Genomic DNA, 23,750 nt, shown 5'->3' on the forward strand with positions numbered 1-23,750 from the left:
TCAACTATGCCCTTCATGCAGCTATTAGTCTGATGACTCTATTAAGGGAGTCACTATAACCAATAACTTTTAACTAAAAAATTAAACTCTTGTTTCGTTTAGTTAAAAGCACTTAATTACATTAAGACATTATTTATGTATGCGTTCTTTTTTAAATAAAAGTTAATCTGTTTTATTTTTTGATTTAGCGTAAACCTCAAGTTGAATTCGATTATAAATCTCAAAGAATTAAATATTGTGATCTAAATCTGAAACAGAGCATAACTCGTATTTAATGTTTTAAAAGACAACTCATCACTCAAATTTCATATGCCATCGTTAAAAAACCGACCAAGATGTTAATTTAAAATAAACTCAAACTCACAATTTTAACAATAAACCAATAAGTGGCATTTGCTATTACCATACAGTCACCTACAATCATAGTTATCCATTAAGTCGTAGTAGCAAACGGTACTTTCTGCTCGTATTTTACTCACAAGCCTATCCCTATACTCCTTTCGGATTAATAAGTCTGTTAACTCAGTTACTTAATAGTAGTTAAGTTGCATAATTTTGTCAGTTTGGAGAAAACATCACAAAACACTCGCAAACCACTTTTAAGTCATTAAATTTTCTGATTATATTAGCACATCAAAACGCGGAAGCGGATGGGGTCTGGTGGCCCTCCCGGTCTTCAAAACCGATGTGAGCTGAATAGGCTTTGGTAGGTTCGATTCCTGCTCCTTCCGCCAATCAATTTAGAACCTTGAATCTATTTACACCATTCGGATTAGATTTATTTATATCAAGATATAAAATAAATAATGTTGGTAGAGGTATGATTCTTCTTGTCTTGTCATATTAGTTTCATTTAACTAGCCTCTATTAACAGATTCCAAATTGGAAACAATTTTAATAGGCTGTCAAATTACTTCTATGAAAAAAATATGACCGCCTATTTTAAACTTAGTCATCGCTGAGGTTATATATGGCAGTCAGTATTTTATCTTCAATCCCGCAAATAGAAAAAATCCTTCAGAAAGCATTTATTTCATCTTACATTGACCGACTAAGTCGTCCTATCGTGACCGATATTATTCGTGATGAAGTTAAAAGCTATAAAAAATATATCCTTAGTGCCTCAACTAGTGCTGAATTTTCGCTTGAGCAGCTTTACGATAATATCGAACATGCCTGTTGGGTGATGAATCAACAGCGCCTTCAGCGTGTGATTAACGGTACGGGTGTCATTGTTCATACCAACCTTGGTCGCTCTCCTATTAATGCTGAACTGTGGCAAAGCGTTGAAGACGTCAATACCCATTACAACAACCTTGAAATCGATCTATCAACCGGAAAACGCGGCAAACGAAAAGGAATTATTCAAACCCTGATGACACACCTTGTCAAAGGCGAAGATACCCTTGTCGTGAATAACAATGCCTCTTCTGTTTACCTTATACTGCACGAGCTGACACAAGGTAAAGAAGTGATAGTCTCGCGAGGTGAACAAATCCAGATTGGTGGCGGCTTTAGAATTCCCGATATTTTAGCGTTATCTGGCGCAAAACTGGTCGAAGTAGGCACAACCAATATCACCACAAATCAAGACTATCTTGATGCGATCACAGAAAACACCGCAATGGTTTTGATGATCCATACATCGAATTTCAAAATTCGTGGTTTCACCGAATCGGCTGACATCAAAGAACTTGCGAAAGAGTTACCGCCACACGTTATTTTAGCGGTTGATCAAGGTTCTGGTACAACCGTGGAAGATATGCCTGATGAACCAACCGTTGCCAGTTACATTCACGCTGGCGCAGATATCGTGTGTTTTTCTGGTGATAAAATTTTAGGTGGGCCACAAGCAGGATTAATCACAGGCGAACAATCGCTCATTCAGCGATTAGAGAAAAACCCGATGATGCGTGCATTTCGTCCGAGTCGCATTGTGTATTCTTTACTTGAAGAGCTAGCAGTAAGAAAGCTGAACCAACTTGAAAGTGGTTCAGGTGTTGCTGAAACCAAAAGCACCATGGCTGAAAAAAATCTCAAAGAACGTGCAGATCAACTGGCCGAAGGCTTTAACGATCGCGTACAAGTGATACGCTCAGAAATGACGGTGGGCGGAGGTTCATTACCCGATCAATCCACGCCATCATGGTCTGTTGAGCTTATACCTCAAAACACTAAATATGCCCGTTCACCTGAAAAACTTCTTAATCTTATGCGAGGCTGGCCGCTGCCAGTCATTGGTGTCATTAAGCATGACAAAGTGCAGCTAAATTTAGCCACCATTGACGACTCAGAAATTGCTTACCTCCGAAATCAACTTACGGAGGCCTTACAATGAGCTACGTCGTAGGCACTGCAGGACATGTCGATCATGGTAAATCGGCGCTGATAAAAGCATTAACAGGTATAGACACCGCCCACCTCCCGCAAGAAAAAAAGCGAGGCATGACCATAGACCTTGGTTTTGCTTACTTTAAACATCATGACGGCACACCCGTTGGTGTCATTGATGTACCCGGCCACGAGCGCTTTATCCGCAACATGGTTGCAGGGGTGTGGAGCTTAGATATGGTGCTATTTGTGGTCGCAGCCGATGAAGGCTGGATGCAAATGTCGACCGATCACTTAAAAGTCATCACATCGATGGGGATCGAAAACGTCACTCTTGTCATATCTAAATCCGACTTAGTTGACGCTGATATGCTGGCATTAGTCGAAGAAGAAGCGCTAGAGCAGTTTCTTGAAATAGCAGGTTTTATTCCTGACTCTGTCGTTGTTTCATCGCACACAAAAAAAGGCATAGATGGCCTTCGCCAGCATATTTGTAATCGGCTAGATAACAAAATAGAAGAAGCCGAGCTAACGTTTAATACCCACCAGCAACAAGCACATCTCTATATCGATCGTATTTTCACCGTGAATGGTTTAGGTACCACTGTGACAGGTAGCCTATGTGGCGGTGAATTCCACGTAGGCCAAAAGCTCACGCTGCAACCCTCCGGCGAAAAAGTACAAGTGAAGAGCCTGCAATCTTACCACCAGAATATTGATACGGCCGAGCCTGTATCTCGCGTTGCTATTGCATTAAAAGGCATTAAGAAAAAGGATGTTGAGCGAGGCTTCTGCCTAACTGACAATCCAGAAGCAGGCTTTGTGACCAATGACTTGATTGTACGTTTAGACAGTTTGTTGTTCGAGAACAAGTGCCGCAATAACAGTGAAGTAGAGGTCGCTTTCGGTACATTTAACTGCCTTGCAAAAATCTTTGTGTTCAAAGGCACTAATTTAGCACGCTTACATTTAAATGAATCTGCGTGTTGTTTTTGGAATCAACGCGCTTTGCTGATCCAACACGGTGGTAGCCGCATCCTCAATTGTGGCGCCATTGTCTGGTGTGGGCCAGTCATTAAACAGCACCGTACTAAGCTATACGAACTTCTCACCGCCATGCCAGAACACCCAACCTGGGAAGACTATGTCATGATCAATATGTCTTTGTATGGCTATGCAAAACGTAACCAAGATGAGGCAAATGAATTTGGTTACCTTACTTGCCGCGAGTGGCTGTTCACCGAAGAATTTAGCACCCACACCTTTAGCCTAATCGAGTCCATTTTTAAACAAGAGCACATTGATTTATCGGCGAATGAACTCAGTAGCAAACTCCAAATCCCAGTAGACGCACTGTCTGCTTTATTAGAACACTTAAGTAATGAAGGGAAATTACGCCAAGCTGGCGAGCTATTCTCACTCGGTACTGGTCGCAACGAAGCACAGCTCTCGCCAATCGCGAAACAAATTCTGACCAAAATGAACCAAGCAGGTAAACAAGGTTACGAAGCCGAGAAAGAAAAAATCCCTGGAGCACAAAAAGAACTGAGAAATCTCGTTCGTTTAGGATTTGCCGTCCCCCTCGAAGGCAAAATTTATTATGAAAAAAACCTCTACATGCAGCTTGTCACCGAGATGATCGAAGGGCTGGTACTGGATGCTAGATTCACAATCTCCGATGCGAAGGACCGCACTGGGTTATCACGCAAATACATGATCCCACTATTAAATAGAATGGAGCATGACGGTTGGATTAAGCGTATAGAAAATGATCGCCAAGTCATTAAAACCCTTGAATCTGCTATCGCATAACGCGGAATTGATCATCGAAGGAAAATGTTATGACCACAATCCAAGCCAATACAAATACTGACGCACAACAAACAACAGTTACTACACCGCCGCTCACATCAATGACTCGTAAATCAGGATGTGCCGCTAAAATTGGCCCCAAAGCAATGGAGCAAGTGCTCGCCTCGATAACGCCGATGTTTCCACAACAAGCGTGTCCCGAACTTATGGTCGGATTAACAGTTAGCGATGATGCGGCAGTGTACAAAATTAATGATGATGTCGCGGTTATTCAGACTTTGGATTTTTTTACACCAATTGTGGATGATCCTTATGATTTCGGTGCAATTGCCGCTGCGAATGCGCTTAGTGATGTGTACGCTATGGGCGGACAAGCTACCCTTGCTATGAATATTTTCTGCGTACCCGCTGGCCTACCACAAGAGATTGTCGGCCAAATCTTGACTGGCGGTGCTGAAAAAGTGCGAGAGGCAGGCGCTGTCTTAGTGGGCGGGCATACCGTGGAAGATGATGAACCTAAATTTGGTTTATCTGTCATGGGGATCACTCATCCCGATAAAGTATTGACCAAATCTAATGTACAAAGTGGCGATATTCTCGTGCTGACTAAACCATTAGGCACCGGCATTATTTCAACCGCAGCGAAACAAGGGAATGCGAGTGACGACGCATTAACAGCCGCAACAGACAGCATGAAAAAACTCAATAAAGCCGCGGCGGAAATCATCTCTCGTTATCCAATCAAAGCTTGTACCGATGTCACGGGTTATTCGCTACTTGGTCATGCGCTTGAAATGGCAGAGAAGAGCCAATGTTGCCTCCATTTTACCGCCACTCAAATTCCATTCTTACCTGAATCACAAGATTACGCGCGCGACGATATTTATCCATGCGCAGCAAAACGCAACCTTGATGCGTTTAAAGCAAGCATCACTTTTAACGATGATTTAGAGCCCATTTGGCAATACAAGCTATGCAGCCCCGAAACCTCAGGCGGGTTGTTGATCGCAGTGCCAGCTGATCACATCGACAAGGTTCTGGCTGAGTTTACTGATCGTAATGAACCATATTGGGTTGTTGGTCAGGCAGAAGCTGGTGAAGGGATCAAAGTTAGTTAGCTAATCAGGCACTTTTCCTACAAAACGTACAATACACCTACGAAACGACTTGAATCTCATCAAGTCGTTTCTTTTTATTTGTATGATGTATATCAAAATAGCGTATGACACTAGGCGTATAGTATCGCTGTAATATCAATCAGTTCATCTTTTGGAACTGATTGGTATCGATTTCTTCTTTCACGTATTTACGAGGATGTAACCGTGGACGCTTCCAAAATCTACTTACGCGATATATTAGGTTTAGGGCTAATTATCTTATCTGTGATGACAGTACTAGGGATATTATTCAGTGTACTGGCAGCACTTAACTACATCAGTCATGAAGAAGCAATGGCAGCAACTTACCTTAAAGAAGCCATTCCTTTGATGCTTTGTATTATTCCTGCATTACTACTTGGTAAATATATCAACAAACCTGCTTGGGTTAGTGCAACTGATGACTTTCGATTAAGTTCAGCTAAAAACCAATAGTCGAATTACGCAAGAGCTCATGTTCTCGCATCGTTCATTGACTGCATTGCAATAGTTAAACCTATATCAGGGCATAACTCAGCACCAGCGTTAAAACCGCTCCTTGATTGACGATATACTCCTTCCTAACGCGATCAATCAAGGGGCCTACAAAGCCCGTCGAGTATTTATCATAAACAGCTAACTCGCCTTAACGCCGAAAAAGCGTGTACCTTGTTGCAGCTAGTACGTAAAAAAAACAACAAAACATTACGCGATAGCACAAATCAAATTTGAGAGGAATTTTACAGTTAGGCGTGAGCAAAGAATACTGTTGCAAAAAGAATGGAAATAGATAATTTTGGCCCATAGACAATATATCTACGGGCAGTGACTTTAGTGACTAAGCAAAGAAGAGAGTATATTTCTTTCAATGTTAGTTAAGGTTTTCGTCGCCTCTAAAGCGGGTACTAAATTGTCAGGAAGACTTAGAAAATATCCCTCGTCAACATCAAAAAGTACAGCTGCTTTCTTTAGGACTTTCTTTGATGGTTTGTTCTTTCCGGTTTCAATTAATGACAAGTAAGTTGTTGTAATATCGAGATAGTCTGCGCATGATTTGCAACTGATCCCCTGGTTGAGTCTGTGTGCTCTTAAAATATATCCACTAATTATCATCTAGACTATTTACCATTACGCACGTCAGGCCATCGACAGTGTTAATGTCGTCAATAATATCAAATGCTGACTTAATAAAAGATTCACCGTCAATAGCAACAGAAGCATACATCCCATCTTCTTTTTCTTTAACGACTAATCCCGTTCTACCAATATCGCAAATTATTGAAATGGCAATGCTGTCGGCAGTTCTATTTTTATCATCGTATATTAAAATTTCGAAACTGAAAATCATGCTACCCCTTATAATATTTTTGTTCCATAAGGTTCCTATGCTCTACAGCGGCATTAAACGCGTCAGCTTCTTTTCGTCCATTCTTTCCGCCATAACCAAATTGCTTTCTTTTCTGGTTACCATCGACATACCAAGTGGTGTACCAATACGCGTAGACCCTTAACCGACCCGATTTTAATCTAACTTGTCGTTCACCATACCTAACACCTGTTATTCGGCTCTTAGATTTAGGCGCAACTTTCCCCTTCATTGGGGATGGCCTCATTGAAAGTAGCTTTCCTTCTTCCTTCCATTCCAAGCCCCAAAGTTCTTTACCCCTTCGATTACTGAAGTTTATTGCTCTTTGCATTGCCGCTTCTTCACAATCAAGAAAGTAAAAGGGTTTTCTTACCACTCTACTTTTACCTTGCGGGTGTGGGACGTTAGTCATAAAACTGGTAGGGTTTAAAGCATTTGGATGGTACGACAATCTACATGGGAGTTTTCTTATCATTTTATCTCCGCTATTACAGGAGGCAAACTGGCTATTTCATGCTGGATCGTTTTGTCATTTTCCGATTGTAATTTGAAATATATAAAAGAAGTTTCGAATTCTTGATCATACGTTATTCGTTGTGCTACTCCCATTGCTGCATTGTTTTTATAAATAACCCAATACTCAATCAAACCTTCATATACTGTTTCGATTGCAGTTTTGTATTTTGCCACGCCATCTTTAAAAGGAATCTCGCAATCTGCAAAAAAAATCTCGTCAGAACGACCGATAAGATCAGGGCAGTTTTGCGTTATGAAATAAAGAGTATATGCTTTCGCTTCTTCACTTAATTCATTTAAATATGATAAATGTATTAAACTCATAGTGATGACAATCCTTTACCGTTTAAATTCCACGGTATGTTGCGCAAAAGACACTTACATTACAACCGTTCAAAAATGAAATATTACTTCCCTATTTTACAGTGTTCCATTAATGAGAGGATGGAGTACAGTGTACGCCATTAATAACGAGGTAATTATGACTAATGAAGTAGATATTAGGTCGCTAAGAGCAAACCTTAATATTAGCCAGAAGGAACTGGCACACGACCTTGAATTAAGTTTAGATACCATAAAAAGTTGGGAACAAGGAAGAAGAAATCCCACAGGGTTAGCAAGGAAAGTGTTGCGCCTGATCGAGCAATACCCTTCACTCTATATAAAATTCAAAAATAACTGATGCCATCACCAATAGCACCTACATTCCAATGTAGATGCTATTGGTTATCACATGAGCATAGGCGATTTATTTTGAGGGAAAGAAACGATCTTGACGAGTATTTTGATAAACTAAATGGCACTAACAAAGACTTCGACTTTGAAGTTGGCGATAGTTTCATTAATTTCAACTACTTAAACATTTTTATTTACTTCACTTTGTTATTAATACTTAACTTTTTCATGTACTAATTGGAGGGTAAGACAATATTTATTACGCCGCCTTAAACAAATATCTCTTAATTAAAAATTTAAATGAATTAACTAAAAAGAGATATTATGCTTACATTTTACAAAGAAAACTGGTTTAACAATATTAAAGGGGATTTACTATCAGGAATTGTCGTTGCACTCGCTCTAATACCAGAAGCAATAGCCTTTTCAATTATTGCAGGTCTTGATCCTAAAGTTGGCCTGTATGCCTCATTTTCAATTTGTGTTGTCATCGCTTTTACTGGTTCACGATCAGGAATGATTTCTGCCTCAACAGGCGCAATGGCTTTACTGATGACCACCTTGGTCAAACAACATGGTGTCGAGTACCTATTAGCCGCGTCTGTTTTTACAGGTGTTCTTCAATACGGTATTGGGCTATTGAAACTCGGTGACTTGATGAGATTTATATCTCGATCTATCGTTACAGGTTTCGTTAACGCCTTGGCAATATTAATATTTATGGCTCAGTTACCAGAGCTCACCAATGTGACTTGGCATGTCTATGCGCTCACAGCGTGCGGTTTAGGCATCATTTACTTATTCCCGTATGTGCCTAAAATTGGCAAACTACTCCCCTCTCCATTGGTGTGTATTGTCGCTATCACGATATTCTCTGTCATTTTCAAGGTAGATGTACGTACCGTCGGTGATATGGGCTCATTACCTGACTCGCTACCCATTTTCTTGCTACCTAAAGTGCCATTATCATTTGAAACACTGCAAATCATATTCCCATATTCACTTGCGCTTGCTGTCGTGGGTGTCCTTGAATCATTAATGACGGCAAAAATCATTGATGACATCACAGACACACCAAGTAACAACAATGATGAATGTAAAGGTCAAGGCATTGCCAACATCGTTTCTGGCTTCTTTGGCGGCATGGCGGGATGTGCAATGATAGGTCAATCTATGATCAACATGAACTCTGGGGGTAGAACGCGATTATCAACATTATCTTCAGGTGTATTCCTATTGATCATGGTTGTATTCCTAGGTGACTATCTAAAGCAAATACCCATGGCGGCACTGGTTGCTGTCATGATAATGGTTTCTATCAGCACCTTCTCCTGGAAATCCATTCTTGATATTCGTCATCACCCGCTAAATTCTAACGTCATCATGATTGCTACAGTTATTTCCGTTGTCATGACGCACAACTTAGCGATTGGCGTTATTATTGGGGTTGTGATCTCAACGGTATTCTACGCTAACCATAGTCGTAAAATCATGAAAGTGACTGATGATGTCGTTATTCATAACGAACATACCATTCACAAAGTACACGGTCAGATTTTCTTTGCTTCCGCGTACAACTTCATTGATATGTTTAATTTTAATCATCCAACTAAGTATGTAACGATTGATTTAACTGATGCCCACTTTTGGGATATCACAGCAGTAGGCGCTTTAGATAAAGTCATAATTAAGTTCATGGATGCAGGAGCTGATGTTGATATTATAGGAATGAATGAAGAGTCTGATAAGCTAATCAGTAAATTTGCGATATTTGATAAACCCGATCTTTTAGCCAGTCGAACAATTGGGCACTAAATCAATAACTAATCAATAAAGCATAAATAAAAGGAGGGGGATCCCCCCCCTTTTCTATTTTTTTGAAAGAGAAATAACGTTAAATTTAACCTCATCAACTTCATCTGGACTCATATACAGTACCCCACCAAGAATAAAGCCATATACAATCTGACCGATTGTAATGATTTTTGATATTCCTTTATTTTCAATCGCCACTCTAAATGAATGCTTGAATTCGCTTTCATTCATTGGCAGGTATCCAATGGGGTTATAAGCATACATAACATCATTAAATTCAATGTAATTCATAAAAACCTTCTTATTAAACAGTATAAAGTCACTTCAAGTATTTGAAGCCTAACAATCATTTCAAGTCCGAATGATCACTTGATTTTCATCACCTTCTCATTGCTCCGTTATTATATTATTTTACATTTAATTTTTAACCTGGAGTTTTACATATTAAGGTTTGAATACTTAATCATTTAATATACTTTACTCATTTAAAAAGTCACTTTATCATAAACTGAAATCTATTAATAAATCAAAACATGACACATTGAAATATAAGTAACGAGTGGTAAAATAAATGCGTTTGAAAAGCTAAAATATCATTCTTGAAATCCTTATTTGCCCTGCTGCTACAGGGCATTTTTTTTACTTAATAGTATTCAAGAGTAAAAAATTTACATCATCACTAGGCTTACTATTTTTTATAAAATCAAAAATGAACGCTAAATGAATTAAGCACTCACGCTATATTCAATCCACAGGGTTCACACTACTCCTAACTTGTCCGATACCTTCCTTCCTAACACGGTCAAGTCAGGAGTATGTTATGAACCCGATCAGTATTGTTGTGATTACACTTAATGAAGAAAAACGCATTGGTCGTCTACTCGATGATCTAAGCAAACAAACCCACCAAGGTTTCGAAGTTATCGTGGTCGATTCAAACAGCGATGACAACACACGCACCATTTCACGCGGTTATGAAAAAGTCCTCCCTCAGTTAACCGTTCATAAAATGGAAAACCGTGGCACTAGCTTAGGTCGAAATACAGGCGCCAAACTGGCACAGCATGAACGCTTATTGTTTTTAGATGCCGATGTTCGCTTAGCACCCACCTTTTTAACTAATGCGCTGCATAAGTTAGAAAAGAATAAACTCGAAGTGGCTGGTGTATATATGGGGGCAGACGAACTCTCATTAACTTATCGCTTAGGCTATGGCGCGTTTAATGCTGGGCTTTGGGCAACTTCGTTCTTTTTCCCCACAGCAGTTGGCGCATGTATTTTTTCAACCAAGCGAGCACATCAAGAGATTGCGGGGTTTGATGAAAGTATCACCTTATGCGAAGACTGTGACTACGTTCGCCGAGCAGCCCAAACATGGCGCTACCGCATGTTACCCATTAGTTTTTGGTTCGACCCTCGTCGCTTAGAACAAGACGGTTTTTTTACCATGGGATTAACCTACCTAAAAGCCAATGTGCGTCGATTCTTTCTTGGTGAAATGCGTAATAACGAAATGAGCTATCAATTTGATCATTACCGTCAATCTTAATGCAGATTAAAGTAGGTGAAATATGGACTTTTCTTGGTGGTGGTTATTTGGGGGCAGCTTTTTTGATGCCTTGATAGGCCCTAACTTAGTAGTGCCCGGCGAACCCTTTTTTCTGGCTGCTGGGTACCAACTCAATCAAGGTTTTATCGCAGGTACTATTGCAGTATTAATTGGGGCTGTTTTAGGCGATCAGTTGAGCTTCCTTATCGGTCATAAAATGGGCGCGAAAGGCCAACGAAAACTACGGCGTCGGTTCCCTAAAACGCGTCGCGCCATTGCCAAAGCAAAAGTAGCATTAACACGCTACGGCTTCATTATTGTTATCGCAGCACGATTACTTGGACCTATCGCATGGGTAATGCCATTTATGGCGGGCAGCTATCGTATGCCATGGTGGAAGTTCAGCCTTTGCTCACTGATAGGAATCGCACTTGGCGTTGGTCAGTTTCTACTTGCGGGCGCACTCATGGGGCATGGGCTTAGCATGTTACCCAGCGTTACCAACCTATTGCTGTTCTTACAAGAGCATTGGTTGTTAATCCTCACTTGTGTTTTTGGCTTAATCGCAACCGTGATCTTTTATCGTCGCCAACAAGGTAAATGGCGCAATATAGTCAGCACTTGGATCATAAGTTTACTGCTGATGAATTACGTCCATTTTTTTATTAATGCCAATAGCATTGGCTTTGCTTTGATCAATGCCAGTTATGCACAAACAACCGCCAGCGATGATGCAGATCTTCAAGTAACTGAAATTGATCACTACGCGCAACTTAACTTTGAAGTCTATCCAGGATTAGCTCCCGTTTACCAAGCTCAGCCCATTAATTTGATTTACGTCGGCAATAACCCAGACAGTTTGATGCAGCAACTTGGCTGGAAAAAGAATAAAACCTTTTCCAGCGACAATATTTCATTAGGCCATTACTTTGATTTGATCCAAATGAAACAACCGCCTATTTCAGACTTGTATTGGAATCAACAACCACAATGGTCGGCATACCAGTTAGCAGGCGATTTACTGAAGCGCAGCCATGTACGTTGGTGGTATGGGGGAATTGATAAACGAAGTCAGCAGCCACTCTGGGTGGGTGCGGTCAGCTACGATAACAGCCTGAAGATTGCCCATTATAAAGGGATCATTACGATTCTTCATGCAATCGACCCTGACGTTGATGAAGAACGCGATCGTTTAATAAAATACAGTCTGAAGGCTGGTTGGCATGCAACGAAAGAAAGCCTGCTAATACCACAGGCTTTCTCTAAGAATCAACATTATTTTAGTGATGGAAAAGTAGCAATCATCCAAAATTACTGCGGTGTAGCAAACACCTGTGTCCAGTAAATATTATATTGTGAACCTGAGTTCATGTCGTATGCTGATCCCATTTGAGTGTAGTTGCTGCCCATGATGTTTTTGCAGTGGCCAGGGCTGTTTAGCCAAGTCGTCATTACGGTATCAATGTCTTTTTGGCCAGCAGCAATATTTTCAGCAACACTTCGCCATGCATAACCTTGATCTGTTACACGATCACTCGCACTTTTACCGTCTAACCCTGTATGGTTGAAGAAATTATAGTTCGCCATATTTGTCGAATGCACTTGTGCTGCTGATTGTAGCTTCGCATCCCAAGTTAGTGGCGCTACCGCAGGGTAAAATGTTGAACCACAATTGCGCCCAACAGCACGCGCTGCGTTTACCGCCGTTAGCATTTGATCGGCAAAGGTGCCGTCAGGATCTGGCATTGGTTCTGGTGTTGGTATTGGATCTGGTGTTTCTGAACCGCCGCCACCAGAGCCACCACTCCCATCGGAACCACTCCCACCATTATCACCTCCGCCAATTTGGCCAGATCCGCTATTACCATTGTTAGCGCTACCATCATTGCTAGATGAGCCGCCACAACCTGAAACCAATAACGCTGTAAGTAATAACAATGAAAATATTCGCATGGGTACATCCAATATAATAATGAATTTGACCACCAATCAATCATTTGCTAGTAAATTAATCTAATAATCACACAAAATATTGATGAATTGATGATGAAAAGCTGTCTATCTTTTGTGCGAATCACTATAAATGTTCAAAATTACGATGCAATATCATGCCACCAATTCTGCCATTTCTTGACAAAACACTGACAAACAAAATACATGAAAAATTACAGATATAGCTTTAAAATCAGCAAGATAAATGTGAAACAGTGATTTTTCAGACATTAGTGGCTAGATTTAATTACAAATGCGCAATTGTACGAATAACAAAAACCGCTAATACATTGTTGCAAATCAGAAACCTATATTTCCCGACACAAACATCCAAAAAGTCAGCTACGCTTCAACTATGCGACAATAATATGCAGGAGAGTGATCATGTACGACACATCTTCAATTCAAAATAATCGTCAATCCTCTAAGGTGCTTCATCAGCCTTCTACGGCATCACCGTCCATTGATATTCGATGCCATTCTCCGATGACACGAAAATACTTACTGAACGAGCTGAAAGCATTACGTCATCAATTACCTCAACATTGCTTCTCTGATGGTGATTATTGCCTAACCAATATTGTCGAACTCGATTTTCGTGCGGCACTTAATACCACCCAAAGCATTGCTCCTGATCTCATTGATAAAAAAACTATTTTTAAAATTGCTATAAATAACGACCTCAGCGAAGACATTCCACAACGCTTGGCTTTCTTAACAGGTAATTCCGATCATAGTAATGAAGTTAACCTAGCCCTTTCATCACACTTACTATTGAATGCAGTTTGCCAGCGCTATCAAGTGCAGCGATTAAACCCTATTCAGCAAAGCCTTTATTCCATTTGGCTTAATCAATTAGTTCATTTTGTCATTGCTCGCCAACAAGTCAGCTATTCCCCTCATAGAGTAAAATCTGCCACTAGCACGACAGAAAAAATCCCTGCTGATTGGGGGCAATTTGATCCCAACGATGAATATACCCAGCAATGGACGCTCGATACTGTGCTAACGAATTGCTATTACGAAGGCATCGCAACATTAACTCAGTGGCTTTGTGGCCAAGCAACACCTGAGCTGCTAGGTATTCAAGCTGCTAAACGTTTTTTTAATCATCATGTTCACCCAATTCAAAAAATCGCGTCACCTAACCTTGCTAACACCACCAATATTAATTGGATTATTTATGAAAATAGCGACATCTTGTATGCTTTCGCACTAAAGACGGGCCCTTGGATGGCACTAGAGTATGCAAGCCATCATCAAGATAGAAGCATCAGAAAAATCGCATTATCGCTACTAAATAAATATAAACATGAAGGAAGCTGGGGGATTAATTTGGAAGACAGAAATACATTTATACATACACTGATCCAACAAGATATTAATCATGTTGTACACAGTATAAAACAGTATCAATATCCGATATTGAAATATAGATAAGAGGGAAAGTCTCCCTCTCTATTATTAGTGCGGTTCTTCAAGGTATTAACATTTTCTCGTGCTAAGCAGCCAGATCATCACGTGTCACACTGACACCTTTAACCTGCGCGTAGATAGAATCCCCTACCTTTAAGTTCAGCTCGTCGGCCGCCCATAAGGTAATATTGGCCCACAACTGTGTTTCACCGATACGTAATCTTACTTCGACACGCTCATTGACCACATCGCGTTGAATTTTATCTATACGTGCCCGTAAAATATTACGGATACTGGTTTGTTTCGGCTGCTCACGAGTGAGTGAAACATCGTTTGAAAAAATACGCACGCGTATCCATTCACCCCGTGTTTTTTCTAGCCTATTCACCCATAAAAAGTCATGCTGACTCAACATCACTTGAGTAAGCGCATAATCAGGATGATCAAAGTTAACGCGTGCGCTCAGCAGTGAACTTTGTTCTTTCGCAGGCAACCAAGGACGCATCTCTGGTGAGCCCCATACGCTATTTACATGCCCTGACGCGACCACTTTACCTTGATGCAACATCACCATATGATCCGCTAAGCGTAAGATTTCATCCAAGCTGTGGGTGACATAAACAATCGGAATGCTAATTTCTTTTGCGAGGCGTTCTAAATACGGTAACAATTCTTGCTTTCGAGGTACATCTAACGACGCCAATGGTTCGTCCATCAGTAACATCTTAGGCTTGGTTAACAAAGCTCGGCCAATGGCCACTCGTTGCTTTTCACCACCCGATAATGAAGCGGGAAAACGCTCTAATAACGCTTCAATACCCAGCAAACGAACAACATCATTAAAATGTTGTTCATCCTTTTCAGGACAGCCATAGAGTAAGTTGCCTTTTACACGGTAATGGGGAAATAAACGCGCATCTTGGAACACATAACCAATCCCTCTGCGTTCTGGTGGCACGACAGTTTTTGTCGCACTATCGAATAAAACATGGGCCCCAAGGGTAATCTCCCCTGCATCAGGAACCGTCAAACCACTCAATAGATTTATAAATGACGTTTTACCAGCCCCTGACCGCCCAAAGATAGCCGTGATCCCTTCCATAGGTAACGAAACATCAATATCCAGTGCTAAATCACCTAGCTGCTGTGACACATTGATTGTTAGCATGGTGCCTCCAAGCGTTTACGTGCCGCTCGTGATAACCATTCAGATGCCAGCAATGAAGACAAAGCAATAACAATCGCAATTACACATAGCCGTGCAGCTTGGCTCTCTGCGCCAGGGGTTTCAATAAATGAATACATCGCGAGTGGGATCGTTTGAGTCTCGCCAGGAATATTCGAGACAAAAGTAATAGTGGCACCAAATTCTCCGAGTGCTCGAGCAAAAGCAAGTATGGTACCCGTTAAAATACCCGGGGTGGTTAACGGAAGCGTAATGGTCATAAATACGCGCAAAGGACTAGCCCCTAATGTTCTTGCGGCTTGTTCTAACTTGTTATCTACACTTTCAAGCGATAAACGTATTGAGCGAACCATAAGAGGAAATGCCACAACAGACACTGCCAACGCAGCACCTTGCCAACTGAAACTGAACGACACACCGAACCACGCATAAAGCCATTGGCCAACAAAACCTTGTCGTCCCATTGCAATCAAAAGTAAATAACCGATAACAACGGGTGGTAGCACTAAGGGCAAATGTACTAAACCATCCAATACTGATTTACCAAAAAATTGGCAACGAGCAAGTAACCACGCGCATAAAATGCCGAATGGCAGGCTAAAAAGCACTGCCACTCCCGATATTTTTAGACTCAGTAATAACGCCTGAATTTCGTATTCAGTTAACACTTACGACCTCAAAACCATATTTTTCAAACACTGCTTTGGCTTCCTCTGACTGCAAAAACGCATAGTATCCTTGTACTTCTGGTATCGCTTTACCTTTCACGATAGCCATAGGATAACGGATTGGCGCATGGCTGCTTTCTGGCAATTCAGCCACAATTTTCACTTTGCTCGAAATCTTGGCATCTGTTTTGTACACAATACCGAGATTCGACTCACCACGTTCCACTAATACCAAAGCCGAACGCACGTTATTCGCGCGCGCAAGTAAATGCAAAGCATCCGCCCACAAACCGTAATGCTCTAAGGCTTGTTTAGCATACCGCCCTGCCGGCACATGGTTAGGATCTCCCACTGCCATGCGAGTGCCATCTAACGCTTTTTCCAAATCCCATGCCGCCGAAACCTGCACCTGAGGATCTGGATATGACTTAGGTGCAACTACCACTAAACTATTTTTCAGCAGTGGCTTGCGGCTATCATTTTCAATTACTTGCTGTGTTTGAAGGTAATCCATCCATTTAACATTAGCTGAAATATAAATGTCAGCAGGTGCTCCCTGCGAGATTTGACGTGCTAATGCCGATGAAGATGCAAACGACAAACGACTCTCAACGCCTGTTTGGGTTTGGTAACGCTCAGAAAGCTCTGTAACTGCATTCGTCAATGACGACGCAGCAAAGATAGTGACCTGCTCTGCTGCATACGTATATTGACTGGCAACGACACTCGCAGCACAAACTAACCAAGTAAAATTTCTCTTCATCATTAACAAACCCATAAGCAAAAACGATATGTAGTTAAGTATACATCGAAAAGATTATCACAGTTAGTAAAACATAGTGAGATCAAAGAATGAATGACTCGAAAGTGGGCTTATCGTGGTAAATAATGGCGCAAAGAAAGCAATGTATCTATCTGAGTGGAAAGATAGTTTTTTAATTGCGTAACTTCAGGTTCAGACAGTGTCTCCCACCCCATGTGCTGCAACAACATATGCCTTGCTGAACGCACTAGTTGGACCTGCGCGAGTAAACTCAAGGCAAGTAGCTTTATTTCAGGATCTGATACATTTCGCTGAATAACAAAAGCTATTGGTTTTTCAAGTGCACTGAGTATTGATGCGAGAGATTCATTATAAAGGATTGAAAAAGCTTTACTGGGTAGTTGCTGTTCACGATAAACAAGCATCGCCCACGATGCAGTTTGCCGATTAAGCAGTAAATCTAGATTCGCACTTAGCAGTGCTTTAATCATATTAAGACAAGCATGGCGCTGCTTCTCAACCGTGTCTATCTGCTCAAGCTGAGAAAACTCACTTTCTATTTTCTTGAGCGCTGGCGCGAATCTCACCGCAAGTTTATGGCTGACATGGCGTATAACCGCAAAATAAAGCCCACGTTTTCCACCAAAATGGTAGCTAATTAACGCAAGGTTCACCCCTGCTTTTTTAGCTAATAAACGATTACTTGCGCCATCGTACCCCTTTCGACTAAACACACTGATCCCAGCTCGAATCAGTGTTAATCGAGTCGCATCAGTTTTGCTCTGCAATTTATTCTTGGTTATCTTACTTGGCGTTGACGTTTTTGCGTCCATCACTCTTCCCCCACGACTATAAGCAATTGCTGAATATGAGAGTACGCTCCGTGAAAGAGGCGAAATTAATATTTCTCAACATTAATCAATATTCACGACACTTAATTACAACTATAGTGCAAGATAAAACTTGATATCACAAAGACTTGGTTGCTAAAGGAGAATGTAGAAATAAAGTGAAGGATTGGGGGAAATTCCTTCACTTTGTCGCTATTATTTAAAGCATTGAATGGCTTTTTGATAATCAATGGGGGTGGAAAAGTCATGAGCCAGTTCACTATGAACAACAACACCCACTGTATTTAAACAAACCACAGCTCTAGCCGTAAACCCCTCTAAAATTGAGTTCGACAATTGGACACCATAATCAAATTGAAAAGAAGGAGAACGAAAGCAGGATGCTATTGTGACGTAATCAAGCCCTTCCATTTGACAAAAACGCATCATCGCAAACGGTGTATCAATCGAAACACAAAGTACTATTGTATTAGGTGTTCTCGTGACCAGTCGATTGAACTCGCGAACGCTATTAGCACATAGCGGTGTATCAATGCTTGGGAATATGTTTAAAATGACATTTTTCCCCATAAAGTTATCATTCGTAATCGGCGATAGGTTATCGGTCACTAATTCAAATTTACGGGCTTTATCCCCTTTTTTTAAAAAAGCACCCAGTACAGGTATCGATTGTTGCTGAAATTGAATCGTATTCATCGTTGTCTACTTAATTTTATTATGATGAATGAGATAACGTATTTGAAATAACAACTAACTCAGTACCATTAGCTTTTAATCGTACTTCTTGAAATTCACTTAACCGCATACTGTAGCCCGTCACTTCATTTATAAAACTTCCATTTTCTTCAATAGTGACCGTATGCTCGATAAACTGAAGCACTTCATACAGTTTGCTATCTTGGCTAAAAAAGAGTTCATTACGAAAAGAAGCCGCATTACCTATGAGTACAGGGATTAAATGGTTAATTGAATTAATATCAAAAATTATCATGGTTGGCCTGTTAAGGGCTGCTAATCACTATAATATAACAGCCCTAATAATACGGTCAGATTAGAAGAACCCTAATGGGCTATCTGAATAGCTCATCAGCAAGTTTTTGGTATTTTGATAGTGATCTAACATCATTTTATGTGTTTCACGACCAATGCCAGATTTCTTATAACCACCAAATGCGGCATGTGCAGGGTAAGCGTGGTAACAGTTAATCCACACGCGACCAGCTTCAATTGCGCGGCCCATACGGTATGCACGGTTAATATTGCGTGTCCATACACCCGCACCTAGACCAAACTCAGTATCATTCGCAATTTCAAGTGCTTCCTCTTCATCGCGGAAAGTTGTTACCGATACTACAGGGCCAAAAATCTCTTCTTGGAAAATGCGCATCTTGTTATGGCCTTTGAGGATAGTCGGTTTAATGTAGAAACCTTCTTTCTCTGCAGCTTCACCACCTACAAGAACTTTTGCTCCTTCTGACTTACCCAATTCGATGTAAGAAAGGATCTTGTCGAACTGCTCTTTTGAAACTTGTGCGCCAACCTGAGTATTTACATCCAGAGGGTTGCCTTGCTTAATTGTCTTCATACGCTCAAGCAAACGCTCGATGAATTTCTCGTAAATTGATTCTTGAATCAGCAGGCGAGATGGACAAGTACACACTTCACCTTGATTAAAGAAGGCAAGTAATACCCCTTCAATACATTTATCCAAGTAACTATCATCGTCTGCAAAAATATCTTCAAAGAAAATATTCGGAGACTTACCGCCTAGTTCAACTGTCGACGGGATTAGGTTATCGGCAGCACACTTAAGAATATGGTTACCCACCTCTGTTGAACCAGTGAAGGCTAATTTATTGAGGCGAGGACTTGTAGCAAGCGCATTTCCTGCTTCTTGACCATAACCGTTCACAATATTCAGCACACCAGCAGGAACAAGGTCACCAATCACTTCTGCCAATAACAAAATTGAGGCTGGCGTTTGCTCTGCAGGTTTAAGTACGACACAGCAACCCGCAGCAAGTGCTGGAGCCAGTTTCCAAGCTGCCATCAATAACGGAAAATTCCACGGAATAATTTGCCCGACAACACCAATAGGCTCAGGGAAATGATAAGACGCAGTAGTACTGTCCAATTCAGATGCAGACCCTTCTTGAGCACGGATACAACCAGCAAAGTATCGAAAATGGTCAACCACTAGCGGTAAATCCGCAGCCAATGTTTCACGAACAGGTTTACCATTATCCCAACTTTCAGCAACAGCTAAGTTTTCACTATGCGACTCAATACGATCGGCTATTTTTAAAAGCAAGTTGGATCGTTCTGTCACACTGCTTGCTGCCCATGCTTTTTTTGCATCATGAGCCGCATCAAGTGCAAGATCGATATCATCCGAGGTTGATCGTGGAATAAGGCAAATTAAAGAACCATCAACGGGTGAATAGTTTTCAAAATATTGACCACTTAGCGGTGCAACCCAACAACCATTAATATAGTTTTCGTATTTAGGTTTAAAGTGCACACTTGAACATTCACTACCAGGAACGGGATATAACATGGAAACCTCTTCTAATTCTATTTCTTGCACTTGTCTATTTTGTGAACATCTATTTATCAAAATTAGTGTCCTAATCAAAAAGCAGTAAAACTCAATGAATTTTTTATGGCATTAACGAGTCAATACCATCCCCAATTAAAGTCATTAAGTACGTTGTTTCATTTCCATTTAAAATGAGACAAAAATATATCGATAAGTGCGAAAAATAAGAAATGAAGTTTACTGAATAAATAAATGCATTAAAAAACAAAATCTTATCATTAAGTAATTACTCTAAAAACATATCTCTTAGCCATAATAAACGACTAATAACCCCTTAAAGAGTGGCAATAAGGCGTAATCAAATGTATGAAAAGGGATTAGATATGAAAATTAAGAAGGCATACGCAGCCACTGTGATAACCCCAATTTAAACACGCCTTCCATATAAAACTAAAACACGATTAAAAATAGGGTCTCACAAACCCGCGGCTTCTTTACTTCGAATACACCTAAAGGGCTATATGCTATAAATACTTAGAGCAAATTATGCGCTTATTTATTAGAGAGATCATATTTTCACATGATCACTTCAATCTGGTCGGTTGTTACTTTGTGTTAATAACAAGCAAAATGCCTTATTTTTCATACAAACAATTAGACACAGACATCAACACTGAATCCCCCACCAGAAACGCATATGCTTACCCTAACTATTGATAAGTTACTAAATACAAATGAAAAAATATTACAAGCAATGAAAAAACACCATAAATGCAATGGTTTACATTAGTCGAATGTAACAAGTAAAAAATATGCATGTAAAGTTATACATGGTTTTTTTATACCTCAAGTGTATAATTGTTTGCCCTTAAATAAGGTTCACACATTTGTGTTAATAAATGGGTAAATAAATGTGGCTATTAAATCCGCTAAAACGCTCGCAATTATCAAACTATGAAGCTGGCATTCACAAAAAATTAAAATCAACCGATTGCCAAATTTTAGAATTGCTTATCAAAAATGAAGGTCAAGCTGTATCCAAAGAAGACATTATGTCTAGCGTTTGGGAAGGGCGTATAGTGTCTGAATCCAGCCTCACTCAATCTATCGCTCAGTTACGTTTAATGCTAGGTGATAGTGGTAAAGAGCAAAGAATCATTAAAACCCTACCAAGAAAGGGTTATATGATATTACCGCATTTGGTGCAACTTGTACCTTTAAAAGTAGCTCCAGTTACAACAGAAGAATTACAACCATCACCCGAACTTCATCAAGTAACTCTAGAACCACCCCAAATACATTCACAAATCACCAATCGTAAAGGTCACCTTTTTAAGGCTTTTTATTCATACTTTTCAAACCATAAAATAGCGTTATATGCGGCCATCAGCCTCATCGTGATCAGCGTCACCATCGTTAATTTTTGGACTTACTCTGTGTTATTAAAAAAGAATACAGTAGAGAAAAAAATATGGTCAAAAACAACAATTAACAATACCAGTATCCATCTGAAAAACGACCCTAGAAGCAGTATTATTTTAGCCTTCTTTGCAGATGACAAAGTCAAGATAGCAGATAACATTAGTAACATATTGATCTCATCTAACCCACAACAACTTTATCTTTCCTGTATTTATACATCAGATAAACTAGGTGAGGATTTAACTCTTGATTTCACGCTTCCCATAAAATACCCATTCGACCAAATGAAAGGTTTGATCAATGAGAAATGCCGTTAAATATAGCTTATTAATTTATGTACTGGGCTCGCTTTCCGTCTTTATTTACATATTCCACTGTAACAAAGCATGTAATGAAGCCTTAATTAAAGATAATAATAATCAAACCTTTTTTAGCCAAAGAATTATTATTCACGACAAAGGGTATGAAAGGATTAAGCAATCTTCGATCATAGATACAAATGCACTTGGTTTTTATACCATAAACTCCAGCATCACTAATGGCCTTTCAGGTGAACGCTACAATAGCCGTTACTCTCTGAATATTTGGAGCGATAAGTTATTCTCGATCCAATTACAAGATAACAAGCTAGATCGTAAAAAAGAAAACGATCACAGCTCATCCCACGCCTATCTTGAGGAGTATTTTCATGAGGAATATTTTCAGGTTGTTTATAACAAGGGAAAAATAATGTGTAGCACAAGCTTAAGCACGAATTTTTTAAATTGTAGCAAAACGATCTATTAAAGGCATACGCGTTAGGTACGCGCTATAAAATACACCCTCATGATTCATGTAATTTGAATCCTTTCGATTTAAATCAAGTGGTGCGCTATGGATATTTGAGACAACGACAGGCGATCCACTCTGTATTAATGCTTCAAAAATAGCTGCTGTCGCGCTGAAATCCCAAAGGCTCCCTCCGCCCTTTTGAGGCTTAGGCAACTTAATATAAGCGGCAGGTGCGTTTTCAAGTACACCGATAGCATTCATCACAGCCCCTGATGTGTTAATAACTTCAAGGCTACGTATACCCACCAATTTTAGCTGCTCCGCTACAGCTTCCAGTAAGGGATTATAACGAGGATCTTGGCTAAAACTGCGGTCGATAAATAAGGTGAAAACATCAGAAGATATTGCGGGTGCTTTACCTTCTCGTTCAAGAAAGGTGTCATATGGTTGAAGTAACCAAGGTTGACCATTTTTAATAACTTGGCTGTTACTGGCATCGTTAATCGCTTGGTAAAGATCCCCTGTCGAGGGATTAAAAACAACGCCAATTGACGGTTTTCCTGATTTAGACACCAATGCAATAGAGACGGCATAGCCTGGCATATTTTCGATAAAGGGCAATGTGCCATCAAGCGGGTCAATACACCAAAAATATTCACTCGTTAGCCTTTCATGATCCGCAGCTTGTGCTTCATCGGCATTCTCTTCACTCAAAACGCCCAAGTTGTAATATTTAATACTTGGCGCTAATACCGACAAAATCAAGGCTTGGCTATTGATATCAACTTGCGTCACCACTTGAGCACTCAAACTGGATCCTGCACATTTACTATCAACATCCAGCTGCTTACGATCAAACTGTACGATGTATTCACCAGCGGTTAATGCGGCCTTCGTAGCCAGCTGTAATAGTTGTTCTAAATCCGTACTATTTAACTGCAC

25 protein-coding genes and 1 tRNA gene are annotated in these 23,750 nt (G+C 40.3%); 12 read left to right on the plus strand and 14 right to left on the minus strand.

Features of this window, described 5'->3' with window-relative positions; translation table 11 throughout:
- Window positions 1-642: 642 nt before the first annotated feature.
- The 5 genes from OCU87_RS22615 (at window position 643) to OCU87_RS22635 (ending at window position 5,735) form a co-directional block, all read left to right on the plus strand.
- Window positions 643-734, plus strand: a tRNA-Sec gene (locus OCU87_RS22615).
- Window positions 735-970: 236 nt separating this feature from the next.
- On the plus strand, window positions 971-2,338 hold the full coding sequence (gene selA / locus OCU87_RS22620) for an L-seryl-tRNA(Sec) selenium transferase (RefSeq protein WP_261858577.1): 1,368 nt from the start codon (window positions 971-973) through the stop codon (window positions 2,336-2,338).
- Window positions 2,335-4,143 (plus strand): selenocysteine-specific translation elongation factor, encoded by a 1,809-nt coding sequence (gene selB, locus OCU87_RS22625; protein ID WP_261858578.1) that lies wholly within the window; start codon window positions 2,335-2,337, stop codon window positions 4,141-4,143. Before selA ends, selB begins: the two co-directional genes overlap by 4 nt.
- Window positions 4,144-4,244: 101 nt before the next feature.
- Window positions 4,245-5,261, plus strand: a complete 1,017-nt coding sequence (gene selD / locus OCU87_RS22630; RefSeq protein WP_261859352.1) for a selenide, water dikinase SelD — start codon at window positions 4,245-4,247, stop codon at window positions 5,259-5,261.
- 204 nt (window positions 5,262-5,465) lie between these two features.
- On the plus strand, window positions 5,466-5,735 hold the full coding sequence (locus OCU87_RS22635; RefSeq protein ID WP_094958691.1) for a D-fructose-6-phosphate amidotransferase: 270 nt from the start codon (window positions 5,466-5,468) through the stop codon (window positions 5,733-5,735).
- Between the two features lie 375 nt (window positions 5,736-6,110).
- Here OCU87_RS22635 and OCU87_RS25090 read toward each other — a convergent pair whose 3' ends face one another.
- The 4 genes from OCU87_RS25090 to OCU87_RS22650 are packed head-to-tail and all read right to left on the minus strand — an operon-like array spanning window position 6,111 to window position 7,485.
- Window positions 6,111-6,392, minus strand: coding sequence for a helix-turn-helix domain-containing protein (locus OCU87_RS25090; protein WP_062692572.1), 282 nt, complete (start codon window positions 6,390-6,392; stop codon window positions 6,111-6,113).
- Window positions 6,382-6,627 (minus strand): hypothetical protein, encoded by a 246-nt coding sequence (locus tag OCU87_RS22640; RefSeq protein ID WP_062692570.1) that lies wholly within the window; start codon window positions 6,625-6,627, stop codon window positions 6,382-6,384. The genes OCU87_RS25090 and OCU87_RS22640 overlap by 11 nt, the downstream gene beginning before the upstream one ends.
- A 1-nt stretch (window position 6,628) precedes the next feature.
- Complete coding sequence (locus tag OCU87_RS22645; protein WP_094958690.1) at window positions 6,629-7,120, minus strand: hypothetical protein; 492 nt, start codon at window positions 7,118-7,120, stop codon at window positions 6,629-6,631.
- Window positions 7,117-7,485: a hypothetical protein gene (locus OCU87_RS22650; RefSeq protein ID WP_062692566.1), complete on the minus strand. Its 369-nt coding sequence runs from the start codon at window positions 7,483-7,485 to the stop codon at window positions 7,117-7,119. The genes OCU87_RS22645 and OCU87_RS22650 overlap by 4 nt, the downstream gene beginning before the upstream one ends.
- Window positions 7,486-7,642: 157 nt before the next feature.
- On the opposite strand from OCU87_RS22650, the gene nadS reads away from it, so the two are divergent.
- Together nadS and OCU87_RS22660 are read left to right on the plus strand one after the other, a co-directional pair.
- Window positions 7,643-7,843: a NadS family protein gene (gene nadS / locus OCU87_RS22655; protein WP_241149089.1), complete on the plus strand. Its 201-nt coding sequence runs from the start codon at window positions 7,643-7,645 to the stop codon at window positions 7,841-7,843.
- Between the two features lie 317 nt (window positions 7,844-8,160).
- Window positions 8,161-9,651, plus strand: coding sequence for a SulP family inorganic anion transporter (locus OCU87_RS22660; RefSeq protein WP_062692562.1), 1,491 nt, complete (start codon window positions 8,161-8,163; stop codon window positions 9,649-9,651).
- A 54-nt stretch (window positions 9,652-9,705) separates the two neighbouring features.
- Here OCU87_RS22660 and OCU87_RS22665 read toward each other — a convergent pair whose 3' ends face one another.
- The gene (locus OCU87_RS22665; protein ID WP_261858579.1) at window positions 9,706-9,942 is read right to left on the minus strand and encodes a hypothetical protein; all 237 of its coding nucleotides are present in this window, start codon (window positions 9,940-9,942) and stop codon (window positions 9,706-9,708) included.
- Window positions 9,943-10,471: 529 nt separating this feature from the next.
- Here OCU87_RS22665 and OCU87_RS22670 point away from each other — a divergent pair.
- The gene (locus tag OCU87_RS22670) at window positions 10,472-11,200 is read left to right on the plus strand and encodes a glycosyltransferase family 2 protein (protein ID WP_062692559.1); all 729 of its coding nucleotides are present in this window, start codon (window positions 10,472-10,474) and stop codon (window positions 11,198-11,200) included.
- A gap of 22 nt (window positions 11,201-11,222) precedes the next feature.
- Window positions 11,223-12,545 carry an LssY C-terminal domain-containing protein gene (locus OCU87_RS22675; protein ID WP_261858580.1) on the plus strand — a complete coding sequence of 441 codons (1,323 nt, stop codon included), beginning with the start codon at window positions 11,223-11,225 and terminating at the stop codon, window positions 12,543-12,545.
- On the opposite strand, the gene OCU87_RS22680 is transcribed toward OCU87_RS22675, so the two are convergent.
- Window positions 12,512-13,153 carry a CAP domain-containing protein gene (locus OCU87_RS22680; protein WP_261858581.1) on the minus strand — a complete coding sequence of 214 codons (642 nt, stop codon included), beginning with the start codon at window positions 13,151-13,153 and terminating at the stop codon, window positions 12,512-12,514. The genes OCU87_RS22675 and OCU87_RS22680 overlap by 34 nt on opposite strands.
- Before the next feature lie 423 nt (window positions 13,154-13,576).
- Between OCU87_RS22680 and OCU87_RS22685 the strand changes: the two genes are divergently transcribed.
- Complete coding sequence (locus tag OCU87_RS22685) at window positions 13,577-14,632, plus strand: hypothetical protein (protein WP_062692557.1); 1,056 nt, start codon at window positions 13,577-13,579, stop codon at window positions 14,630-14,632.
- A gap of 61 nt (window positions 14,633-14,693) precedes the next feature.
- On the opposite strand, the gene modC is transcribed toward OCU87_RS22685, so the two are convergent.
- The 7 genes from modC to exaC all read right to left on the minus strand — a co-directional run bounded on the left by modC (window position 14,694) and on the right by exaC (window position 20,633).
- Complete coding sequence (gene modC / locus OCU87_RS22690) at window positions 14,694-15,776, minus strand: molybdenum ABC transporter ATP-binding protein ModC (protein ID WP_261858582.1); 1,083 nt, start codon at window positions 15,774-15,776, stop codon at window positions 14,694-14,696.
- Window positions 15,770-16,462 (minus strand): molybdate ABC transporter permease subunit, encoded by a 693-nt coding sequence (gene modB, locus OCU87_RS22695; RefSeq protein WP_062692553.1) that lies wholly within the window; start codon window positions 16,460-16,462, stop codon window positions 15,770-15,772. The genes modC and modB overlap by 7 nt, the downstream gene beginning before the upstream one ends.
- Window positions 16,452-17,225: a molybdate ABC transporter substrate-binding protein gene (gene modA / locus OCU87_RS22700; protein WP_094958254.1), complete on the minus strand. Its 774-nt coding sequence runs from the start codon at window positions 17,223-17,225 to the stop codon at window positions 16,452-16,454. The genes modB and modA overlap by 11 nt, the downstream gene beginning before the upstream one ends.
- A gap of 110 nt (window positions 17,226-17,335) precedes the next feature.
- Window positions 17,336-18,058 (minus strand): CerR family C-terminal domain-containing protein, encoded by a 723-nt coding sequence (locus OCU87_RS22705; protein WP_261858583.1) that lies wholly within the window; start codon window positions 18,056-18,058, stop codon window positions 17,336-17,338.
- A 213-nt stretch (window positions 18,059-18,271) separates the two neighbouring features.
- A complete protein-coding gene (gene tpx / locus OCU87_RS22710) occupies window positions 18,272-18,772 on the minus strand; it encodes a thiol peroxidase (RefSeq protein WP_062692548.1) in 501 nt (166 codons plus the stop codon).
- 19 nt (window positions 18,773-18,791) lie between these two features.
- Window positions 18,792-19,067 (minus strand): hypothetical protein, encoded by a 276-nt coding sequence (locus OCU87_RS22715; RefSeq protein WP_062692547.1) that lies wholly within the window; start codon window positions 19,065-19,067, stop codon window positions 18,792-18,794.
- Between the two features lie 60 nt (window positions 19,068-19,127).
- Complete coding sequence (exaC, locus tag OCU87_RS22720; protein WP_062692545.1) at window positions 19,128-20,633, minus strand: acetaldehyde dehydrogenase ExaC; 1,506 nt, start codon at window positions 20,631-20,633, stop codon at window positions 19,128-19,130.
- A gap of 893 nt (window positions 20,634-21,526) precedes the next feature.
- Here exaC and OCU87_RS22725 point away from each other — a divergent pair.
- Together OCU87_RS22725 and OCU87_RS22730 are read left to right on the plus strand one after the other, a co-directional pair.
- On the plus strand, window positions 21,527-22,354 hold the full coding sequence (locus tag OCU87_RS22725; RefSeq protein WP_062692544.1) for a winged helix-turn-helix domain-containing protein: 828 nt from the start codon (window positions 21,527-21,529) through the stop codon (window positions 22,352-22,354).
- Window positions 22,338-22,823 (plus strand): hypothetical protein, encoded by a 486-nt coding sequence (locus tag OCU87_RS22730; RefSeq protein WP_261858584.1) that lies wholly within the window; start codon window positions 22,338-22,340, stop codon window positions 22,821-22,823. Before OCU87_RS22725 ends, OCU87_RS22730 begins: the two co-directional genes overlap by 17 nt.
- Here the strand turns inward: OCU87_RS22730 and OCU87_RS22735 are convergent.
- On the minus strand, window positions 22,797-23,750 hold the full coding sequence (locus OCU87_RS22735; RefSeq protein WP_261858585.1) for a 3'(2'),5'-bisphosphate nucleotidase CysQ family protein: 954 nt from the start codon (window positions 23,748-23,750) through the stop codon (window positions 22,797-22,799). The two genes, OCU87_RS22730 and OCU87_RS22735, sit on opposite strands and share 27 nt — an antisense overlap.

The organism is Photobacterium sanguinicancri (assembly GCF_024346675.1).
In the GTDB taxonomy this organism is placed as follows: domain Bacteria; phylum Pseudomonadota; class Gammaproteobacteria; order Enterobacterales; family Vibrionaceae; genus Photobacterium; species Photobacterium sanguinicancri.